This is a genomic window from Qipengyuania flava (genome assembly GCF_011762005.1).
In the GTDB taxonomy this organism is placed as follows: domain Bacteria; phylum Pseudomonadota; class Alphaproteobacteria; order Sphingomonadales; family Sphingomonadaceae; genus Qipengyuania; species Qipengyuania flava.
Genome location: NZ_JAASQU010000001.1, coordinates 488,445 through 508,176 on the forward strand (window position 1 = coordinate 488,445; position 19,732 = coordinate 508,176).

Consider the following 19,732-nt stretch of genomic DNA (forward strand, 5'->3'; position numbering starts at 1 on the left):
CGCGCACATGCCCGGGCCATGAGGCCGGACATGTGCGGCCAATCGGTCAGCCGCCGGCTTCGCCGTCGATGTTCTTGTCCGAATGCGGCGTCGTATAAGGCTCGGTCTTGTCGAGACCGCCACGCTCGGCGATTTCGTCGGCCACTGCTTCTTCCGCGAGGTTTTCGGGTTCCTCGGTTTCGTCGATCCGCGCGGCGCCGACGATCTGCTCGCCCTTGGAAACATTGAAGATACGCACACCCGAGGACCCGCGTCCCGAGATCGAATAGCCTTCATGCGATTCGAAGCCGTTCTCGACCAGGTGGCGGAACTGGAGCGGCAGCCGGATCAGCTTGGCACGGTCGGTCACCAGCATCAGTTGCATGCCGTGACGGACGGGGAAGCTGGCGACCACCGGACCGTTGCGATCCGGATTGCTGGTCGGCTCGCCGATATTGGTGAGGCCCTGGCCCCCGCGACCGGTGGTGCGGTATTCATAGGCTGACGAGATCTTGCCATAGCCATTTGCGGTCAGCGTGAGGATGAATTCCTCCGCTTCCGCCATCTCATCGACCTTTGCGTGGTCGAGCGTCGCGATATTTTCGTTGTTCTTCCATTCCGCAGCACGCAGATAGGCATCGCGCACTTCGGTGTCGCGCTCCCCCGTTTCCAGCACCGCCATCGAGACGACCTTCTCGCCGTCCTTGAGCTTCATGCCGCGCACCCCGATGCCCGTACGGCTCTTGGTTTCGCGCGCATCGGTGGCGGAAAAGCGGATCGCCTTGCCCGCATCCGAGGCGAGGAAGATTTCCTGGTCTTCCTTGAGCAGCCGCACGCCGATCAGGCGGTCGCCGCTGCCTTCCACGAAGCCCATGGCATATTTGCCGTTGCTGGGAACATTGGTGAAGGAATCCATCGAGTTGCGGCGGACCATGCCTTGCTCGGTGGCGAAAACGATGTTGAGTGCGCTCCACTCGTTTTCGTCTTCGGGAAGCGGCAGCACATTGGTAACGCGTTCGTCGTTGCCCAGCGGCAGCAGATTGACCATCGGACGCCCCTTGGTCTGCGGACCGCCTTCGGGCAGCTTCCAGACCTTCAGGCGATAAACGCGGCCAGTGTTGGTGAAGAATAGCACCGGGTTGTGCGTCGAGGTGACGAACATCTCGACCACGGCGTCCTCGTCCTTGGTCGCCATGCCGCTGCGGCCCTTGCCCCCGCGCGCCTGCGCCCTGAATGCGTCGAGCGGGGTCCGTTTGATGTAACCGCTATGGGTGACGGTAACGACCATCTCCTCGCGCTCGATCAGGTCCTCGTCCTCGATCCCGTCCCAGGCGGGCGCAATCTCGGTAATGCGCGGCGTCGCATAGGTATTGCGGATGTCCTCAAGCTCCTCGCGCATGACGCCATACAGCTTCACGCGATCGGCAAGGATCGAGAGATACTCCTCGATCGCGATGCTCAGTTCCTTGAGCTCGTCGCCGATTTCGTCCCGCCCCAGAGCGGTGAGACGATGGAGGCGGAGGTCGAGGATCGCCTTCACCTGCCGTTCGGACAGCCGATAGGTTCCGCCCGATTGCTCGTCGGTCGGTTCGATCGCTTCGACCAGAGCAATATATTGCGCGATGTCGCCGATCGGCCATTCCTTCGCGAGCAGTTTGGCGCGCGCATCGGCGGGATTGGACGATCCGCGGATCATCGCCACGACCTCATCGAGGTTCGACACGGCGACCACGAGGCCAAGCAAGATGTGCGCCCGTTCGCGCGCCTTGTTCAGTTCGAACTTGGTGCGACGCGTGATCACTTCTTCGCGGAATGAAATGAAAGCCTGCACGAAATCGCGCAGCGTGAGGACCTCGGGCCGGCCGCCGCGGATGGCGAGCATGTTTGCAGGGAAGCTCGCCTGCGCCGGACTGTAGCGCCAGATCTGGTTGAGCACGACTTCCGGGGAGGCATCGCGCTTCAGGTCGACGACGACGCGAACCCCTTCGCGGCTCGACTCGTCGCGAATATCCGAGACACCTTCGATCCGCTTTTCCTTGGCGGCTTCGGCAATCTTCTCGACCAGCCCGCTTTTGCCGACCTGATACGGAATGGCGGTCAGTACGATCGACTGGCGATTGCCCTTGGTCTCCACCTCGTGCCGCGCGCGCATCAGCACCGATCCGCGTCCCGTAGTGTAGGCGGCTCGGGCGCCCGACTTGCCGAGGATCAGGGGGGCAGTGGGGAAGTCCGGACCCGGGATGATCTCGAACAGTTCTTCCGAGGTGATCGCCGGGTTCTCGATGTAAGCGAGACACCCGTCGATGACCTCACCCAGATTGTGTGGCGGAATGTTCGTCGCCATGCCCACGGCAATGCCGCCCGCGCCGTTGACCAGCAGATTGGGGAAGCGCGCAGGCAGAACGGTCGGCTCCTGCCGCGAACCGTCGTAATTGTCGCTAAAATCGACCGTATCCTTGTCGAGATCGTCGAGCAGCGCGTTTGCAACGCGGGCCAGACGTGCCTCGGTGTAGCGCATGCTGGCGGGGGGATCGGGGTCCATCGAACCGAAGTTGCCCTGGCCGTCGACCAGCGGGACGCGCAGCGACCAGTCCTGCGTCATGCGCGCCAGCGCATCGTAGATCGCGGCATCGCCATGCGGGTGGTAGTTGCCCATCACGTCGCCGACTATCTTGGCGCTCTTGCGATAGGGGCGTCCGGCGACGAAGCCGCCTTCCTGGCTGGAGAACAGGATGCGCCGGTGAACGGGCTTCAAGCCATCGCGTACATCGGGCAGCGCGCGGCTGACGATTACGCTCATGGCGTAATCGAGATAGCTCGTTTTCATCTCATCGACGATGTCGATGCGCGCGTAATCGTCACCGCCGGGGGCGGGGGTATCCAGAATGTCGATATCGTCGGACAAAACGTGTAATTCCGTGCTGCGAAAAGCTTATAATTTTCTAATTGGGAACCCTAGGACATGGGGCGCCAAAGCGCCACTCGCGCGCGGGAACCAATGCGCCGTTTGGCGCGCTTTTCCACATATGGGTACGCTGGATCGCGAAGGTAACCGCAAACCACCACCTCGGTGTGGCATTCAATACCTGTTCAGCCCGCGTCCGGTAGAAGAATTTGCAATGAGTGCCCACACGCGGCATGTGCCGCGCAGCCCTGTTCAACAGCGCCCGTAGCGCTCAACCCCCTTTTCACTCTTGGGAGTTCTACACATGATTTTCACTCGTCTCGCACGCAAGAACGGCGCGGCATCCACCTTCGCTCTCGCGATTGCGCTTGCGACCGGCGGCATGATCGGCGCAGCGGCGCTCGAAGCGCCCGCGCTCGCTCAGAAGAAGAAAAAAGAGTCGAAGCCGAACTACTCGAAGGCCTTTATCGCGGCCTATCAGCCGCTTGAAGTTGTCGCGACGACCGAGCCTGTCGATTACGCGTCGCTCAAGGCTGGTTTTCAGGGCCTCATCGCGGCCAGCGAGAATGTCGACGACCGCTATGCCGCGGGCAGCTTCATCTATGCGAACGCTGCGAAGCAGCAGGATTTCCCCACTGCACTGCAGGGCATGGAGATGATGCTCGAAAGCGGCAAGGTCCCGGCTGAGAACGTCGGTCAGTTCAACTTCGTGGCCGGCCAGCTTGCTTACAATGCAGAACAATACGCTAAGGCCCGCCCATATTTCCAGGCTTCGGCCGACGCTGGTTACGCGGACAACGATCCGCTGCTGTTTGTGGCAGAAAGCTACTTCGCCGAAAGCCAGCCTCAGCAGGGTCTCACCTATCTCGGCGAACTGATCAGCGCCAAGCTAGCGGCAGGCGAGAAGGTCGATGAGGCCTGGCTCAAGCGTGGTCTTGCGCAGGCTTACAACAACAACATCAACACCGAAGCGAACAAGTATGCCGCTTGGTATGCGTCGGAGTATCCGGGCGAATCCAGTTGGGGTGATGCGATCGCGGTCCTCCTCAACACGGGGGGATATCAGAATCCCGAGATTCTAGACCTTCTGCGCCTTGGCCAGCGCGCGAGCGTATTGCGCGATAGCAAGCTGTATCTCGAATACGTCGATGCTGCCGATTATCGTCGCCTTCCCGCAGAAGTCGTCACCATCATCGACGAAGGTTACGCCAAGGGCATGCTCGACAAGACCGACCCTTATGTGACCGACACGCGCAAGCAGGCAGCCGAACGTACTGCACGTGACCGCGCGGACATGGATGGCCTGATCGCCGATGCGAACGCGTCGGGCGCCTCGATCAACACGGTACTCGCGGCAGCGGATACGCTTCTTGCGATGGGCCGCCCGGCCGATGCCGAACCATTCTACACGAAGGCGCTGAGCATGTCGGGAGCCGATCGTCAGATGGTCCAGACCCGCCTCGGTATTGCACAATTCGACCAGGGCAAATTCGCCGAGGCCGAAGCGACCTTCGAAAAGGTGGAGGGGCCCCGCGCACCGATCGCCAATCTCTGGGCGATCTATGCAACCCAGCAGGACGGCGGCGCCGCGATGTAAGCGTTCCGGCCTACAGCAAACTCACGAAGGGGCGCGGACCACGGGTTCGCGCCCTTTTCTTGTGTAATGGCAGCCGGTCAGCGTAGGCGTTTGACGAAAATCTGCCCGTTGGCGCGGCGTTCGATCGCGAAGTTCGGGATGGTCTCGATCAGGTCGGTGAGCCTTGCGAAACCGTAGTTGCGCGTATCGAAGCTCGACCTGTTGCCCGCGCGCTGGCCCACTTCGGAGAGCTTGGCGTAGCCGTTCTCATCGCGCTTGCTGGCGGCATAGGCATCGAACAGCAAGTCGAGCAGCGACTCGTCGAGGACATTCGATTCCTTGCTCGGCCCGCCTTCCTTGCGGGTGTCCTTCTCTGCCTTGATCAGGGCATTGACGTCGATGAACCGCGTGCATGCCTGCCGGAAGGCCTCGGGCGTTTTCGCGCCGCCGAAACCGTAAACCGGAAAGCCATCCTGACGAATGCGCATGGCGAGCGGCATGAAATCGCTGTCCGAACTCATGATCCCGAAACCATGCACCCGGCCGCGGTAGAGCAGATCCATCGCATCGATGGTCATCTTCATGTCGGTGGCATTCTTGCCCTTGGTGATATCGAATTGCTGCTGCGGCTCGATTCCGTACCGGTGCATCAGATCGACCCAGCCCTTGAGGCTGGCCTTGCGCCAATTGCCATAAGCCCGGCGGATGTTCACCTGGCCGAGTTCTGCCAGCACGGTCAGCACCGGGTCGATCCCCGCCGGGCTGGCGTTATCCGAATCGATGAGGAGGGCGATGTTGCGCTGTTCGTTGTTCGACATACGCCCGACATGGCGGCCCCAAGCCGCCCACGCAAGCTAGGAAGCTGGGCCGAATTCGCCGCTGCTTTCGTCGAGCAGGTGCAGCACGCCGTCGGAGATAGCGAAATAGGCGCCACGCAGTTTCAGGCTGCCATCGCCTTCCTTCTCCTGGACGCAGGGAAAGGTCCGCAAGTTGGCGAGGCTTACTTTCACCGCGGCGAGTTCCATCGCGCGTTCCGCCTCGCGACCGCTCGTGCCCTGCTGCGCCGCGATCGGTTCGCGCACCTCGTCGAGCATGTCGATCCAGTGGGCGACGAACCCGCCTTCGCCCAACGCATTGCCGTGCAGGTCCTGCGTGAGCGCGGCCTTGCAACCGCCGCACATGCCATGCCCCATTACCACGACTTCGCGGACCTTGAGGAATTGCACAGCGAATTCGAGAGCCGCCGAAACGCCGTGCTGGCCGGGCGTGGTCTCGAACGGCGGCACCAGTGCCGCGACATTGCGCACGACGAAAATCTCACCCGGGTCGACGTCGAAAATCTGCGCCGGATCGACACGGCTGTCCGAGCACGCGATCACCATGACCTGCGGTGACTGCCCTTCCTTGAGCTGTTCCCAGCGGTCGTGCTGTTTCTGCCAGTCGCCCTGGCGGAAGCGGGCGTAGCCTTCGATCATCTGTTCGAATGTCTTCATGACAAATCCGCTGCCCCGAATTGCGCAGCGATGCAAGTGCCCGCGCGCATTGCTATGCGGGTTGCCGCGGCGGGGCAGGGGGCCTAGATGGGCGGCGACATGAACGACCTCTCTTCCGCTCCCCGCCCCGAGGGCGAACGCCCCAAGATGCAGCGCAAGCCCGATTGGATCCGGGTCAAGGCACCTGTAAGCCAAGGCTATCAGGAAACGCGCAAATTGATGCGCGAGCTCAACCTCCATACGGTGTGCGAAGAGGCTGCCTGCCCCAATATCGGCGAATGCTGGACCAAGAAGCATGCGACGGTGATGATCCTCGGCGATACTTGCACCCGCGCCTGCCGGTTCTGCAACATCAAGACGGGTATGCCGATGCCCGTCGATCCGCTCGAACCCGAACATACGGCGACCGCTGCGGCGGCGATGGGGCTGGAGCATATCGTGATCACCAGTGTCGACCGCGACGATCTTCCTGATCGCGGTGCCGGGCAGTTCGTCAAGGTAATCAATGCTTTGCGGCGCGAGACGCCCAATACCACGATCGAGATCCTCACGCCCGACTTCAAGGGACGGATGAAGCAGTCCATCGCCGAGATCTGCGAAGCCGGTCCCGATGTCTTCAATCACAATCTCGAGACGGTGCCGCGCCTGTATCCGACGATCCGACCGGGCGCGCGCTACTATGCATCGCTGCGGCTGCTCGAAGAGGTGAAGGTGCACAACCCGCTGATCTTCACCAAATCCGGCATCATGCTCGGACTGGGCGAAGGGCGCCTCGAAGTGCATCAGGTGATGGACGACATGCGCAGCGCGGACATCGATTTCATCACCATGGGCCAGTATCTGCAGCCGACGCCGAAGCACGCGAAGGTCGAAGAATTCGTCACGCCCAAGCAGTTTGCGGCCTATGGCTCGATCGCGCGGGCCAAGGGGTTCCTGCAGGTCGCGTCCAGCCCGCTGACCCGTTCGAGCTATCACGCCGGAGACGATTTCGCCGAAATGCGCGCCGCGCGCGAAGCGAAGCTCACCAAGCAAGGCGCCTGATGCCCGGCATTCGCGAGAAACGGCGGCTGCCCTATAGCCAGCAGCAGATGTTCGATCTGGTGGCGGACGTCGCCAATTATCCCAAGTTCCTGCCGTGGGTCGTCGCGACCCGTGTGCGTAGCGATAGCGAAACCGAAATGGTCGCGGACATGCTTGTCGGGTTCAAGGCCATCCGCGAAAAGTTCACTTCGCGCGTGGTGAAGCAACGACCCGAACATCTCGAAGTGTTCTATGTCGACGGCCCATTGAAGGACCTCGACAACAACTGGACCTTCACGCCCACCGAGGATGGCGGGTGCGAGGTCGATTTCTGTGTGGATTTCACATTCCGCAATGCCGTCTTCGAAGCGCTGGCAGGCCAGTATTTCGACCGCGCGTTCCGCAAGATGGTGCAGGCCTTCGAAGACCGTGCAGACGAACTTTACGGCCGCGAGAACGCCGCCGCAAATCTCTAGGGCAGCAGCAGTTCGAGCGCGCAGATGGTCGCCTCGCGGCGGATATCCGCGCGCGATGTCGGTTCGAAGCGCTTCAGTTCGCCTTCGGGTTCGGTGCCGTCACCACGAGTCACCCTGGCAAACACCACGGTTCCCACAGGCTTGAGATCTGTGCCCCCGCCGGGACCGGCGACACCGCTGATCGCGACCGCGACATCGGCGTGGCTTTTTTCGAGCGCACCCTTCGCCATTGCCCAAGCGCAGGCGATCGAAACGGCACCAAATGTCTCGATGATCTCGAGCGAGACATCGAGACACTCCATCTTCGACTCGTTCGAATAGGTCACGAAACCCCGATCGAGCACGGCGGAGGACCCGGGTACCTCGGTCAGCGCGGCGGCAACCAGACCGCCGGTGCAGCTTTCCGCCACCGTCACCTTGCGGCCCGCTGCGCGGTTCGCGTCGACCACGCGTTTTGCAAGGTCTTCGATCTCGGGCGGCAGGAGGGCGTCGCTCATGGGTTTTCCGTTTCGCAGATCGCCGGTTCCTTGACGTCGGTAACGTCGAGGATGAAGGTCAGCAGGCCGCCGAGGTTTTCGGGCGGCAAGGGAGCAAGGAGTTCCATCGCCCGCTCGATTTTCGAACAGTCCTGCGGCTTGATTTCCTCGCCGATCTTCTGCGCAAAGAACGCGTCGACGATCGGTCGGAGCGCGTCGCCGGGTAGCTCGCCCAGCGCATCGGCTTGCTCATCGGCCCCGCCGCCGGCGGCCAATGCCAAGAAGACGCGCAGCGTACCAGGCCAGCGTTCGTTCTGCATAGCGCTGTAGGGAGCGACAAAGTCCGCGCCCTGCGTCGCGAAGAAACCGTCTGCGGCAAGATGCGGCGCGCATGATGCGCGGAAGCCGTCGGCCACGACGGGGATCGCATAGATGTCGGCATCGGTCACGTCGTCGGGAGCGAGACACGCCTGTGCCTGGGCGACCTGCGCCTGGCACAGCGCAATTGCGGCCACCAGTGCCGTACTCAACTTGTGGTGCCGTTTCGTGGCCATACGTTTACTCCCTGATGACCGAGGCGATCGCCTGTGCAGCAATGCCTTCGCCGCGGCCGGTAAAGCCGAGCCGTTCGGTAGTGGTGGCCTTTACCGATATCGCGTTGATGTCAACGCCGAGCAGGTCGGCGATGCGTTCGCGCATGGCTTGCCGGTGCGGACCGATCTTGGGGGCTTCGCAGATGATCGTGAGATCGATATTGCCGACCGCATATCCGGCATCGGTTACCAGCCTGGCGGCATGGGCCAGGAAACGGTTGCTGCTCGCTCCTTTCCATTGCGGGTCGCTGGGCGGGAAGTGGCTGCCGATATCGCCATCGGCGATCGCGCCGAGCAACGCGTCGACAATCGCATGCAACGCGACATCGGCATCGCTGTGACCTGCAAGGCCGCGATCGTGTTCGATCCGGATTCCGCCGAGCCACAGTTCTTCGCCTTCAGCGAGGCGATGGACGTCATATCCCATCCCGACACGCATGGGGGGCAAGGCAATCATGAAATCCTCCGCGAAAGTCAGTTTGGCGAGACGTTCGTCACCCGCGACATGCGCTACGTCGCCACCGGCTGCACGCAGCACCTGTGCATCGTCTCCCGCCACCGGGTCGCCCTCCCATGCCGCGTGCGCGCCGCGAATATCGGCGAAGCGGAAGGCTTGCGGGGTTTGGACCCGTCGCAGTTCTTCTCGCCTGGCGGTGCCGACCATCAAGCCGTTCTCGTCGCGCGAGAGACTGTCGACGACGGGAAGGACTGGAATTGCGCCGGGTGCATCGTCAAGCGCATCCAGGAGCCGGGCGATCACGGTTTCGGGCAAGTCTGGCCGCGCGGCATCGTGGATGAGTACGCGGTCGGCCGATCCGATGGCAGAAAGGGCGCGCGCGACCGATTGCTGCCGGGTCGCCCCGCCGGTTACCAATTCGTAGCCGGTAAGACCTTCGAGCGCTTGCTTTGCCGCTGCTTCGCCATTTTCGGGAATCGCCACGATCAGAGGTTCTGCTCCGGAGGCGAGCAATGCCTCGACCGAATAACGCAGCACCGGCTTGCCGCGCCACATCGCAAATTGCTTCGGTAACGGCTGCCCGGCGCGCAGACCCTTGCCCGCCGCCACGACCACTGCAGCGAATGCGGGAAGGGGAGGGGTGGTCGACATGGCGTGCAGCGCGCTAGCGGCTTGCCGATCACGCTGCAACGCACTATGTGGCTGCCCAATATTTAGGCATTGATATCAGCATGACGAACCCTCCTCTCCCTCCGGTTGCGCCGCAGCCGATCCAGGTCGGCGATGTGTCGATCGACACGCCGGTCGTGCTTGCGCCGATGACTGGGGTAACAGACCTTCCGTTCCGCAAGTTGGTGCGCCGCTATGGCTCGGGTCTCAACGTCACCGAAATGATCGCCAGCGAGGCAGCAATTCGCGAGACGCGACAGAGCGTACAGAAGGCTGCCTGGGACGCCATCGAAGAACCGGTATCGATGCAATTGGTAGGCTGCGATCCGCAGAGCATGGCCGATGCCGCCAAGCTGCAGCAGGACAATGGTGCAGCGATCATCGATATCAATTTCGGCTGCCCGGTGCGCAAGGTCGTCGGACAGTTGGCCGGCTCCGCGCTGATGCGTGAGGTGCCCTTGGCGACCAAGCTGATGGAAGCCACGGTCAAGGCGGTCGACGTCCCCGTGACGGTCAAGATGCGCATGGGCTGGGATCATGCCGATCTCAACGCACCCGAACTGGCGCGGATCGCCGAAGATCTCGGGATCAAAATGGTCACCGTCCACGGGCGCACGCGCAACCAGATGTACAAGGGTAGCGCGGACTGGGCCTTCATCCGCAAGGTAAAGGATGCGGTGTCGATCCCGGTCATCGCCAATGGCGACATTTGCACGGTCGACGATGCGGCGAAGGCGCTGGAGCAATCGGGCGCGGACGGCATCATGATCGGGCGCGGTGCCTATGGCAAGCCGTGGCTGCTCGGCCAGATCATGCATTGGTGGCGCACTGGCGAGGTCCTCGATACGCCCAGCTTTGACGAGCAATATGACGTGCTGGTCGAACACTATACGGCGATGCTCGACCATTACGGCGAAGGGGTCGGGACCAAGATCGCGCGCAAGCATCTGGGCTGGTACACCAAGGGCCTTCATGGATCCGCAGACTTCCGCAATTTCGTCAACTTCATCGACGATCCGCGCAAGGTGCTTGAAGAGATCGAGCGTTTCTACGAACCGTTCTTGCGGCGTCGGGCTGCGTGAACACGATCGCCGGCGCACCCGATGCGCGTGCGCAACTCGCGGCGCTTATCTTCGCCGTTCTTCTGCTCGACGAGGACGATCGGATCGTCGAGGCCAATCACGCGGCAGAGGAAATGCTCGGGCGCAGCGCTCGCAAACTTGCAGAGAAGCGTTTCTGGGACGTTGTCGGTATCGCCGACCATCGATTGGGCGACCGGCTGTCGCTATCTGACGCGCAAGTGATCGCGCGGGGTGTTACGATTGCCACCGCTATCGGCGACAGGCGCGTGAACATCAGCAGTTCGCCCATGCATGGCAATCCGGGCTGGCGCGTGGTCACGCTCTCCGACGCCGGCCAGTCTGAGAATGACGACGATGACGACCAGCGCGTCGAATTGCGCGCACCCGCGGTGCTGGCGCATGAGATCAAGAACCCCCTGTCCGCTATCCGCGGGGCCAGCCAACTGCTGACACGGCGGGTGGCGGGAAAAGACAAGCCGCTCGCGCGCATGATTTCCGCCGAGGTCGACCGGATCGCGCAATTGATCGATCGCATGCAGCAATTGGGTGCCAAGCCGATCGAGATTACCGGGCCGTGCAACCTCCACGAAGCGATCCGCAACGCGATGGCCACGGTTCGTGCCGGACGCGAGGATCCCTGCGAACTGGTCGAGGAATTCGATCCGTCACTGCCAGCGGTGGCGGCGGAGCAGGGCGCCCTCGAGCAGGTTCTGATCAACCTCATCGCAAACGCCTGCGATGCCGGCATGGCGCAGGAACACGCCAGTGTGACCGTGCGCACGCGTTTCGTCAGCGGCTTGGTCTTCAACACAATCAGACTGGGCAAGGCGACGCGGCTGCCGATCGAGATTACAGTGACCGATCGCGGGCCCGGGATCGACCCGGCATTGCGCGATCACGTGTTCGAACCCTTCGTTTCGAGCAAACCGCATGGACAGGGACTTGGACTGGCGCTGGTGCGCAAGCTTGTGCGCGACATGGGCGGACGCATCTCGCACGAGCGCGATGAACGCGCGGGCGAAACCCATTTCCGTATCAACCTGCCGGTCGCAGGGTAGGGGGCTCAGAATGGCACAATCGGTTTTACTGGTCGAAGACGACCGGAGCATCGCGACGGTTATCACCGAGGCGTTGCGCGAAGAAGGGTTCGAAGTCGTTTCCTGCGACACGATAGCGCGGCGAGACGCTCTTCTCGGCGATGGCGTTTTCGATGTGATGCTGACCGACGTCATGCTTGCCGATGGCGACGGTTTGGCGTCGATCGACGCGGTCCGACGAATGGCTCCCGACATGCCGGTAATCGTGCTGTCGGCTCAGAACACGCTCGATACGGCGGTGCGCGCTAGCGATAGCGAAGCTTTCGAATATTTCCCCAAGCCGTTCGATCTCGACGAACTGACGCAGGCAGTCTCGCAAGCCGTGGCCAGTCGTCCGCAGGTCGAAGGCGCGGGGGAAAACGAAGACAGCGCTTTGCCGCTGATCGGACGCAGTCCCGCCATGCAGGGCGTGTTCCGGATGATCACACGGGTGCTGCGCAACGATCTAACCGTGCTGATTACCGGTGAAAGCGGCACCGGCAAGGAACTGGTCGCCGAGGCGATCCACCAGCTCGGTTCGCGCAAGACCGGCCCCTTCGTCGCGGTGAATATGGCGGCGATCCCGCACGACCTGCTCGAAAGCGAGCTCTTCGGCCATGAGCGCGGTGCCTTCACGGGAGCGGTCGGCCAGCAAATCGGCAAGTTCGAACAGGCGAATGGGGGGACACTGTTTCTCGACGAAATCGGCGACATGCCGGCCGAAGCGCAGACCAGGCTGTTGCGCGCGCTGCAGTCGGGGCGCATCCGGCGGGTCGGAGGGCGGCAGGAAATCGGCGTCGACGTGCGGATCGTCGCGGCGACAAACAAGGATCTCGCCCCGATGATCGCCGAGGGCCGGTTCCGCGAAGATCTCTATTACCGCCTCAATGTCGTGCCGATCCATCTCCCGCCTTTGCGCGAGCGACACGAGGATATTGGCGCTCTGGTGCGGCATTTTCTGGGGCAGGCCGCAAACGAGGGTTTGCCCGCGCGCCAGGCCAATCGCGATGCAATCGCCGCACTCGAGACGCGCGACTGGCGGGGTAACGTGCGCGAATTGCGCAATGCGGTCTTCCGGCTTGCGTTGATGGCACGCGAGGACGTGATCGATCGCGTAGCGGTAGAGGACATCCTGCCGCCGATACGCGAGACTGACGCCGAGCGAACGGGGAATGGGTTCGAAACCGCTGTCGAAACCTGGATTGCGGAGGCACGTCCGGCCGATGGCGCAGTCTACCACGCGGCGCTGGCCGCCTTCGAGAAGCCCTTGTTCGAGCTCGCGCTCGACCGGACCGAAGGCAATCAGTTGCGTGCGGCTCGCCTGCTGGGTATAAATCGCAACACTTTGCGCAAGCGCTTGTCCGAGTTGGACATCGCGCCCGAAGCGTTCAGTCGGCGCGGATAGGCTATCGCACTGGCGGCCGTGGGGCTCCGCTGGTCGAATTTCCTCTTGCATATCTGCAACAGTGGCGTTGTAAGCATGTCACGATGGCGACAGGTATAGCAGAAGCACGGCGACAGGCGCCGCGGTGGTGGCGCCGCTTCATCGTGACTTCGCGACGAGAGAACATCGTCGGTTATATCGAGGTATTCGCTGCGATTGCCTTCCTTGTCATGGTGGCAAGCACCTGGGCGACCTTTACCAATGCACCCCCGGACGGCGCTTTGCTGCCGTCTCGCCAGGTTGCCGCGCTGCTGATCGGCACCCTGATCCCCGCAATGGCCCTGCTGGTGCTCGCGGGTCGCCGCATAGCGCTCAGACGTGCAGCGGGCAGCACCGCGCGCCTGCACGTTCGACTCGTGTTCTTCTTCTCGATGATCGCCGCGGTACCCACGCTGCTGGTGGCCGGCTTTGCTGCTTTCCTGTTCCAGTCGGGGGTCGACTTCTGGTTCTCGGACAACTCACGTGGCCTGATGGAGAATGCCAATCGGCTTGCCGAGGGCTATTACGAGGAAAACCAGCTCGATCTCGCCAATGAGACGATCTCGATGGCGATGGACATGCGCGCGATACTCGCGCGGGTCGAGGTCACCGATCCCAATTTCGCGCTGGTCTATCAATATCAGGCCGAACCACGCGACGTGATCGAAAGCGCCATCCTGCAGGCGATGCCCGATGAAAGCATGCGTACCGCGGTGGTCTACGGATTGAGCGAGGCGAGCGATCCGCGCGCTTTCGCGCAAGCCTCGCTCGAACGGCTGTCGCAGGGCGAACAGGTGGCGGTACGCGGCAGTCCCGAGCGGATCGAAGCGGTCGCACCGATCGACCGGACTGCGGGAATCTATCTGTATACCGCGCGCAATGCCGAGGCAGCGACCTTCCGAAGCTGGCAATCTGCCCGGTCGATCTCGACCGCCTATGACGAATTGACCAAGCGTGCGCGCGCGTTGCAATTGCGGTTCAACCTCGCGCTGTTCTTCGTGTCGCTGGCGCTTGTCGGTGTGGCGGTCTGGTTCGCGCTGCGCTTCGCCGACCGGCAGGTAGAGCCGCTGACCGACCTGGTGGCCGCAGCGCGCAAGGTTGGCGCGGGTAATTTCGCCTTGCGGGTGGAGGGGCGCACGGGAGCGGATGAGATCGGCCTGCTCAATCGCGCCTTCAACCGCATGACCGCGCAGCTCGAGAAACAGACCGATGCACTGTTATCGGCCAATACCGAACTCGAGGAGCGCCGGAGTTTCATCGAAGCGGTGCTGGAATCGGTCAGCGCGGGGATCATCTCGGTCGATGCCGATCTGAACGTCCTGCTGATGAACGCGCCCGCACAATCGATGCTCGGCAGCGGTGCAAATCCCGCGGAAGCGCCGGTGACCCTCGACGACCTGGCCCCGCAGATCGGTGCCATGGTGCGTGCCGGCTTGTCGCAGGGCGTGATCTCGCACAGTCGCAACGGAGAATTGCTTACCTTCGCGGTCAAGATCGGTCCTGAAAGCGATGGCCATGTGATCACCTTCGAGGATATCACGCGCCAATTGCTCGACCAGCGGCAGGCGGCGTGGTCGGATGTTGCGCGTCGTATCGCGCATGAAATCAAGAACCCGCTGACCCCGATCCAGCTGGCAACCGAGCGGCTCAAGCGACGCTATCGCAAGCAGATCGAAAAGGACGGAGAGCTGTTCGACGAGCTCACCAGCACTATCGTCCGGCAGGTCGGCGACCTGCGCAAGATGGTCGACGAGTTCTCGAGTTTTGCACGCCTGCCCAAGCCGACCTTCCGCCCCGAGAACGCGCTCGACCTCGTGCGCCAGTCGCTTTTCCTCCAGGAAGTCGCGCATCCGGCGGTCGATTATCGACTGATCGCGCCGGAAGGTGGCCCGCTGCGCTTGCAATGCGACCGGCACCAATTGGGACAGGCGCTCACCAATACGCTCAAGAATGCCTATGAGGCGATTGAGGCGAAGGCCCAGTCGGGTGGCGAGGATTATCGCGGGCGGATCACCGTCCGGATCGAGGAAGCCGACGAGAATGTCTCGGTTTCGATAGAGGACAACGGCATCGGCCTGCCGCAGGACCGCGTGAACATCCTCGAGCCCTATGTCACGACCCGCGAAAAGGGCACCGGACTGGGGCTCGCGATCGTGAACAAGATCGTCGAGGAACACGGCGGTGAAATGACTTTCACCTCGGTTGAAACCGGGGGCACGCGCGTGACCATGCGGTTTGCGCGCGATCCGCTCGCCGCAGATGGCGACGCGCAACCAAGCTTGAAGAACGAAGGATAGGGACGCATGGCGCTGGATATTCTGATCGTCGACGACGAGCGCGACATTCGCGAACTGGTCGCCGGCGTCTTGAGCGACGAGGGCTATGATTGCCGGACTGCGGCGGATAGCGATGCCGCGCTGGCGGCGGTCGACGAGAAACGGCCAAGCCTGGTCCTTCTCGATGTGTGGCTGCACGGCAGCGCGATGGACGGGCTCGAAGTGCTCGATGCCATCAAGGTGCGCGAGCCCGACCTGCCGGTGATCATCTTCTCGGGCCACGGGAATATTGATACCGCGGTCAGCGCGGTCAGCCGCGGGGCGGTCGACTTCATCGAAAAGCCGTTCGAGGCAGAGCGCCTGCTGCATCTGGTCGAGCGTGCGACCGAGACCGAGCGCTTGCGGCGTGAGAACACCCGGCTCCGCGAAAATCAGGTGCAGGGGGATGAGTTCACCGGCAATTCGGCCGTGATCAATGCAGTGCGCGCGACGTTGAAGCGCGTTGCGGGCACTGGCAGCCGCGTGCTCGTGACCGGACCGGCAGGGGCGGGGAAGGAAGTCGCCGCGCGGCTGCTGCACAGCTGGAGCTCTCGCGCCGACAAGGCGTTCGTGATCGTCAATTCGGCGCGCATCACGCCCGAGCGGTTCGAAGAAGAACTTTTCGGCGAGGAGTCGGACGGCAAGCTGATCCGCCCCGGACTGCTCGAAACCGCCGATGGGGGCACGCTTTATCTCGACGAAGTCGCCGACATGCCATTGTCGACCCAAGCACGAATACTGCGCGTCCTGACCGAACAAAGCTTCGTGCGCGTCGGAGGAACGCGCAATATCGGCGTCGATGTGCGTGTGGTTTCCTCCACCTCGCGCAATCTGGCCAATGAGATGGAAGAGAAGCGCTTCCGCGAGGATCTCTTCTACCGGCTCAACGTCGTCCCGGTGGAGGTGCCGTCGCTGGCAGAGCGGCGCGACGACATTCCCACGCTCGCGGACGGTTTCTTCGCGCGTTATGCGACCGAACAGGGTCTGCGTCCGCCGACCATCACCGATGAAGCCATGGCCGCGCTGCAGGCATATGATTGGCCTGGCAACGTCCGCCAGCTGCGCAACGTCGTCGAACGCACGATCATCCTCACGCCGCGCGACAAGCTCGAGAAGATCGAGGTCGAAATGCTCCCGGAGGAGGTTCTGGGAGGCAAGCACGGAGGCAATGGGGGTGTCGGCGCCATGATGGGCGCGCCGCTACGCGAGGCCCGCGAGAATTTCGAACGCGAGTATCTCACCGTCCAGATCCGTCGTTTCTCGGGCAACATTTCGAAAACCGCGACGTTCATCGGCATGGAACGCTCTGCATTGCATCGGAAGCTGAAACTGCTTGGCATGGTCGAACGCAAACCGGGCGATGGCAAGAAATAGGCCGGGGCACGATCACGAAAGTTGCGCATTTCCTGACAAAACAAGGAATGGATTGCGTCGTATGAAATAATATCCCACATTAAAGGTATCCGTACAGCGATGCGGATGCATTCGGGCGCGGTGGGCGCCCAGATTGCGGCACTTAGCGGTGTCGCCAAGAAACAGGAAAACAGCAATGTCCGGTGAAAGAACACTTTCGGCACGACCACGACCCAAGCCGCCCGAACCCGCAGCAGAGAGCCGTCCCGTCAATCTGCAGGACGCCTTCCTCAATCTTCTGCGCAAGAACAAGTCGCCAGTGACCATGTTCCTGGTGAAGGGCGTCAAGCTTCAGGGGATTGTGACCTGGTTCGACAATTTCTCGATCCTCTTGCGCCGCGACGGCCAGTCGCAGCTTGTCTACAAGCACGCGATCAGCACAATCATGCCTGCCCAACCGGTCGATACGGAACAGTTTTCGAGCCAGGGATCGAACGCCAAGCAGCGCCTGTTGCAGGACGTCTTCCTGAGCCGTGTGCGTCAGGCCGAAGCGCAGGTGACGATGTTCCTCGTCAACGGCGTGATGCTGCAGGGCCGTATCGCGGCTTATGATCTCTTCTGCATGCTGCTCGAGCGCGACGGTTACGTGCAACTCGCCTACAAGCACGCCGTTTCGACGATCCAGCCCGCCACCCCGGTCGACCTGACCGAAGAGTGGGAAGAGGACGACAACTGAGCTTCGACGATGATTTGATGGGCGAGGTCACTCGCGGTGCGCGGGCACTCGTCGTGTGTCCGGACATCCGCGGGATGGCCTATGATCTCGATGCGCAATCGCGCCTGTCCGAAGCGGAAGGGCTCGCATTGGCAATCGGCGTGGTCATCGCCGATAGCTTCGTGCTGCCAGTGCGCGATGTACGACCGAACCTGCTGTTCGGCGCAGGCCAGGTCGACAACATCCGGATTGCCTGCGAGCAGCACGAAGCTGAACTGGTCGTTGTCGACGGTGCGCTGACCCCGATCCAGCAACGCAACCTAGAAGACAAGCTGGCGCGAAAGGTGATCGACCGTACCGGGTTGATCCTGGAGATTTTCGGCGAACGGGCAGCAACTGCCGAGGGCCGGTTGCAGGTCGAACTGGCGCACCTGGATTACCAGCAGAGCCGGCTTGTACGCAGTTGGACCCACCTCGAACGCCAGCGCGGCGGCTTCGGCTTCCTCGGTGGTCCGGGTGAAACTCAGATCGAGGCCGACCGCCGGATGATCCGCCAGCGGATGGGGCGGCTACGCAAGGAGCTCGAGCAGGTTCGCAAGACGCGCGGCCTGCATCGCGAGCGTCGGGAACGCGCACCGTGGCCGGTGGTCGCGCTCGTCGGCTATACCAATGCCGGAAAATCGACCTTGTTCAATCGACTGACCGGCGCCGGCGTAATGGCGGAGGACCTGCTGTTCGCCACGCTTGATCCGACCATGCGTGCAATTGCACTGCCGGGCGTCGAGAAGGCGATCCTCTCGGATACTGTGGGCTTCATCTCGGACCTCCCGACCCAGCTGGTCGCGGCATTCCGTGCGACGCTGGAGGAAGTCACCGCAGCGGACGTGATTTGCCATGTTCGCGACATTTCCAACCCGTCGAGCGCTGCGCAGAAAGCGCAGGTTCTTCATGTCCTGCGTGATCTCGGCGTGATCGACGGGGAAGGGGAGGCGTCGATCCCGATCCTGGAAATCTGGAACAAGTGGGACCAGCTCAATCACGAAGATGCCGATGACCTGGCGGCACAGGTAGAAGCGAATGATGATATCGTGGCGACCTCGGCAGTGACCGGCGAGGGGGTCGATGTGTTGCTCGACAGGCTGGGTGAAATGCTCACCCGAAATGCCGCGCTGCGCACCTTCGAAGTGGCTGCCGGTGACGGCCGGCGAATTGCGTGGCTGCACGCGCACGGCGAAGTCATCGAGGATATCGAAGCGGAAGAGGGGGGCTCGACGCGCCTCATCACGGTCCGGTTGAACCCGAAGGAACTGGGCCAGTACGAGGCTCTGGCCTAACCCAACTCGCGCTTGGCGCGTTGCCAGTAACGTTCCTGTGTATCCAGATCGAGGTCGCCGAACGTCTCACCGTCCTTGTCGGACAGTTCCTCCATCTTCCTGAAACGGCGTTCGAACTTGGCGTTCGATGCCCGCAGCGCCTGCTCCGGTTCTACACCGTAGCGGCGGATGATGTTGACGGCGGCGAACAGCACATCACCGGCCTCGAGAACACGTTCCTCGGGCGTCTCGGCATCGTCCAGTTCGGCCAGTTCTTCGTGCAATTTCGCGATCGGCCCTTCGACGTCGGGCCATTCGAAGCCGACCCGCGCAGCGCGCTTCTGAAGCTTGTGCGAGCGCAGCAGCGCCGGGAGCGCAGTCGCGACGCCATCCATCGTGCTTTCCTGGCCTGCCGCAGTGCGTTCGGCCGCCTTGATGTCTTCCCAGCGGTTATCCTCCATCACGCCACCTTCGTCACCGAAGATATGCGGATGGCGGGCCTCCATCTTGTCCGAGATGGCGCGTGCGACGTCCTCGAAGGCGAAATCTCCGGATTCCTCGGCCATTTGTGAATGGAATACGACCTGGAACAGCAGATCGCCAAGTTCACCGCGCAGGTCGTTCATGTCTGCGCGTTCGATCGCGTCTGCGACTTCGTAGGCTTCTTCGATCGTGTAAGGTGCAATCGTTTCGAAGGTCTGGGCTGTGTCCCACTCGCATCCATGCTCGGGATCACGAAGCCGTGCCATGATGCGCAGCAGTCTGTCTGTTTGATCACTCATGCCGAAACTCTAGCAGGACCGGATAAGAG

General features: G+C 62.3%; 17 protein-coding genes. 10 read left to right on the forward strand and 7 right to left on the reverse strand.

Features of this window, described 5'->3' with window-relative positions:
• Positions 1-46 precede the first annotated feature (46 nt).
• The gene (gene gyrA / locus FHS69_RS02405) at positions 47-2,884 is read right to left on the reverse strand and encodes a DNA gyrase subunit A (protein ID WP_166776254.1); all 2,838 of its coding nucleotides are present in this window, start codon (positions 2,882-2,884) and stop codon (positions 47-49) included.
• 304 nt (positions 2,885-3,188) lie between these two features.
• Between gyrA and FHS69_RS02410 the strand changes: the two genes are divergently transcribed.
• Positions 3,189-4,481: a tetratricopeptide repeat protein gene (locus FHS69_RS02410; protein WP_166776256.1), complete on the forward strand. Its 1,293-nt coding sequence runs from the start codon at positions 3,189-3,191 to the stop codon at positions 4,479-4,481.
• A gap of 77 nt (positions 4,482-4,558) precedes the next feature.
• On the opposite strand, the gene FHS69_RS02415 is transcribed toward FHS69_RS02410, so the two are convergent.
• Together FHS69_RS02415 and FHS69_RS02420 are read right to left on the reverse strand one after the other, a co-directional pair.
• The gene (locus tag FHS69_RS02415; protein ID WP_166776258.1) at positions 4,559-5,278 is read right to left on the reverse strand and encodes an NYN domain-containing protein; all 720 of its coding nucleotides are present in this window, start codon (positions 5,276-5,278) and stop codon (positions 4,559-4,561) included.
• A 36-nt stretch (positions 5,279-5,314) separates the two neighbouring features.
• On the reverse strand, positions 5,315-5,953 hold the full coding sequence (locus FHS69_RS02420) for a carbonic anhydrase (protein ID WP_067676414.1): 639 nt from the start codon (positions 5,951-5,953) through the stop codon (positions 5,315-5,317).
• A gap of 99 nt (positions 5,954-6,052) precedes the next feature.
• Between FHS69_RS02420 and lipA the strand changes: the two genes are divergently transcribed.
• Together lipA and FHS69_RS02430 are read left to right on the forward strand one after the other, a co-directional pair.
• Positions 6,053-6,994, forward strand: coding sequence for a lipoyl synthase (gene lipA / locus FHS69_RS02425; protein ID WP_166776260.1), 942 nt, complete (start codon positions 6,053-6,055; stop codon positions 6,992-6,994).
• The gene (locus tag FHS69_RS02430) at positions 6,994-7,449 is read left to right on the forward strand and encodes a type II toxin-antitoxin system RatA family toxin (RefSeq protein ID WP_094063064.1); all 456 of its coding nucleotides are present in this window, start codon (positions 6,994-6,996) and stop codon (positions 7,447-7,449) included. Before lipA ends, FHS69_RS02430 begins: the two co-directional genes overlap by 1 nt.
• On the opposite strand, the gene FHS69_RS02435 is transcribed toward FHS69_RS02430, so the two are convergent.
• From FHS69_RS02435 to FHS69_RS02445, 3 genes are read right to left on the reverse strand one after another with little or no spacing between them, the layout of a single operon-like run.
• A complete protein-coding gene (locus FHS69_RS02435) occupies positions 7,446-7,946 on the reverse strand; it encodes a CinA family protein (protein WP_067466619.1) in 501 nt (166 codons plus the stop codon). The two genes, FHS69_RS02430 and FHS69_RS02435, sit on opposite strands and share 4 nt — an antisense overlap.
• The gene (locus FHS69_RS02440; RefSeq protein WP_166776262.1) at positions 7,943-8,479 is read right to left on the reverse strand and encodes a hypothetical protein; all 537 of its coding nucleotides are present in this window, start codon (positions 8,477-8,479) and stop codon (positions 7,943-7,945) included. The genes FHS69_RS02435 and FHS69_RS02440 overlap by 4 nt, the downstream gene beginning before the upstream one ends.
• A gap of 4 nt (positions 8,480-8,483) precedes the next feature.
• The gene (locus FHS69_RS02445; protein ID WP_166776264.1) at positions 8,484-9,626 is read right to left on the reverse strand and encodes a bifunctional 2-C-methyl-D-erythritol 4-phosphate cytidylyltransferase/2-C-methyl-D-erythritol 2,4-cyclodiphosphate synthase; all 1,143 of its coding nucleotides are present in this window, start codon (positions 9,624-9,626) and stop codon (positions 8,484-8,486) included.
• 80 nt (positions 9,627-9,706) lie between these two features.
• Here FHS69_RS02445 and dusB point away from each other — a divergent pair, with 80 nt between their 5' ends.
• The 7 genes from dusB to hflX all read left to right on the forward strand — a co-directional run bounded on the left by dusB (position 9,707) and on the right by hflX (position 18,942).
• Positions 9,707-10,726 (forward strand): tRNA dihydrouridine synthase DusB, encoded by a 1,020-nt coding sequence (gene dusB, locus FHS69_RS02450; protein WP_067676408.1) that lies wholly within the window; start codon positions 9,707-9,709, stop codon positions 10,724-10,726.
• A complete protein-coding gene (locus FHS69_RS02455; protein ID WP_166776266.1) occupies positions 10,723-11,784 on the forward strand; it encodes an ATP-binding protein in 1,062 nt (353 codons plus the stop codon). Before dusB ends, FHS69_RS02455 begins: the two co-directional genes overlap by 4 nt.
• A gap of 10 nt (positions 11,785-11,794) precedes the next feature.
• A complete protein-coding gene (gene ntrC / locus FHS69_RS02460; RefSeq protein WP_166776267.1) occupies positions 11,795-13,207 on the forward strand; it encodes a nitrogen regulation protein NR(I) in 1,413 nt (470 codons plus the stop codon).
• 83 nt (positions 13,208-13,290) lie between these two features.
• A complete protein-coding gene (locus tag FHS69_RS02465; RefSeq protein ID WP_166776268.1) occupies positions 13,291-15,522 on the forward strand; it encodes a sensor histidine kinase in 2,232 nt (743 codons plus the stop codon).
• A gap of 6 nt (positions 15,523-15,528) precedes the next feature.
• Positions 15,529-16,914 carry a nitrogen assimilation response regulator NtrX gene (gene ntrX, locus FHS69_RS02470; protein WP_166776270.1) on the forward strand — a complete coding sequence of 462 codons (1,386 nt, stop codon included), beginning with the start codon at positions 15,529-15,531 and terminating at the stop codon, positions 16,912-16,914.
• Positions 16,915-17,089: 175 nt separating this feature from the next.
• Positions 17,090-17,629, forward strand: coding sequence for an RNA chaperone Hfq (gene hfq, locus FHS69_RS02475; RefSeq protein ID WP_166776272.1), 540 nt, complete (start codon positions 17,090-17,092; stop codon positions 17,627-17,629).
• A gap of 17 nt (positions 17,630-17,646) precedes the next feature.
• Complete coding sequence (gene hflX / locus FHS69_RS02480; protein WP_166776274.1) at positions 17,647-18,942, forward strand: GTPase HflX; 1,296 nt, start codon at positions 17,647-17,649, stop codon at positions 18,940-18,942.
• Here hflX and mazG read toward each other — a convergent pair.
• A complete protein-coding gene (mazG, locus tag FHS69_RS02485) occupies positions 18,939-19,703 on the reverse strand; it encodes a nucleoside triphosphate pyrophosphohydrolase (RefSeq protein WP_166776277.1) in 765 nt (254 codons plus the stop codon). The genes hflX and mazG overlap by 4 nt on opposite strands.
• Between the last annotated feature and the right edge of the window lie 29 nt (positions 19,704-19,732).

Bases quoted from the DNA above. Each gene is read 5' to 3' on its own strand.
- FHS69_RS02410 (WP_166776256.1), top strand. From the start codon at position 3,189: ATGATTTTCACTCGTCTCGCACGCAAGAACGGCGCGGCATCCACCTTC.
- FHS69_RS02415 (WP_166776258.1), bottom strand. From the start codon at position 5,278: ATGTCGAACAACGAACAGCGCAACATCGCCCTCCTCATCGATTCGGAT.
- FHS69_RS02420 (WP_067676414.1), bottom strand. From the start codon at position 5,953: ATGAAGACATTCGAACAGATGATCGAAGGCTACGCCCGCTTCCGCCAG.
- lipA (WP_166776260.1), top strand. From the start codon at position 6,053: ATGAACGACCTCTCTTCCGCTCCCCGCCCCGAGGGCGAACGCCCCAAG.
- FHS69_RS02430 (WP_094063064.1), top strand. From the start codon at position 6,994: ATGCCCGGCATTCGCGAGAAACGGCGGCTGCCCTATAGCCAGCAGCAG.
- FHS69_RS02435 (WP_067466619.1), bottom strand. From the start codon at position 7,946: ATGAGCGACGCCCTCCTGCCGCCCGAGATCGAAGACCTTGCAAAACGC.
- FHS69_RS02440 (WP_166776262.1), bottom strand. From the start codon at position 8,479: ATGGCCACGAAACGGCACCACAAGTTGAGTACGGCACTGGTGGCCGCA.
- FHS69_RS02445 (WP_166776264.1), bottom strand. From the start codon at position 9,626: ATGTCGACCACCCCTCCCCTTCCCGCATTCGCTGCAGTGGTCGTGGCG.
- dusB (WP_067676408.1), top strand. From the start codon at position 9,707: ATGACGAACCCTCCTCTCCCTCCGGTTGCGCCGCAGCCGATCCAGGTC.
- ntrC (WP_166776267.1), top strand. From the start codon at position 11,795: ATGGCACAATCGGTTTTACTGGTCGAAGACGACCGGAGCATCGCGACG.
- FHS69_RS02465 (WP_166776268.1), top strand. From the start codon at position 13,291: ATGGCGACAGGTATAGCAGAAGCACGGCGACAGGCGCCGCGGTGGTGG.
- ntrX (WP_166776270.1), top strand. From the start codon at position 15,529: ATGGCGCTGGATATTCTGATCGTCGACGACGAGCGCGACATTCGCGAA.
- hfq (WP_166776272.1), top strand. From the start codon at position 17,090: ATGTCCGGTGAAAGAACACTTTCGGCACGACCACGACCCAAGCCGCCC.
- hflX (WP_166776274.1), top strand. From the start codon at position 17,647: ATGGGCGAGGTCACTCGCGGTGCGCGGGCACTCGTCGTGTGTCCGGAC.
- mazG (WP_166776277.1), bottom strand. From the start codon at position 19,703: ATGAGTGATCAAACAGACAGACTGCTGCGCATCATGGCACGGCTTCGT.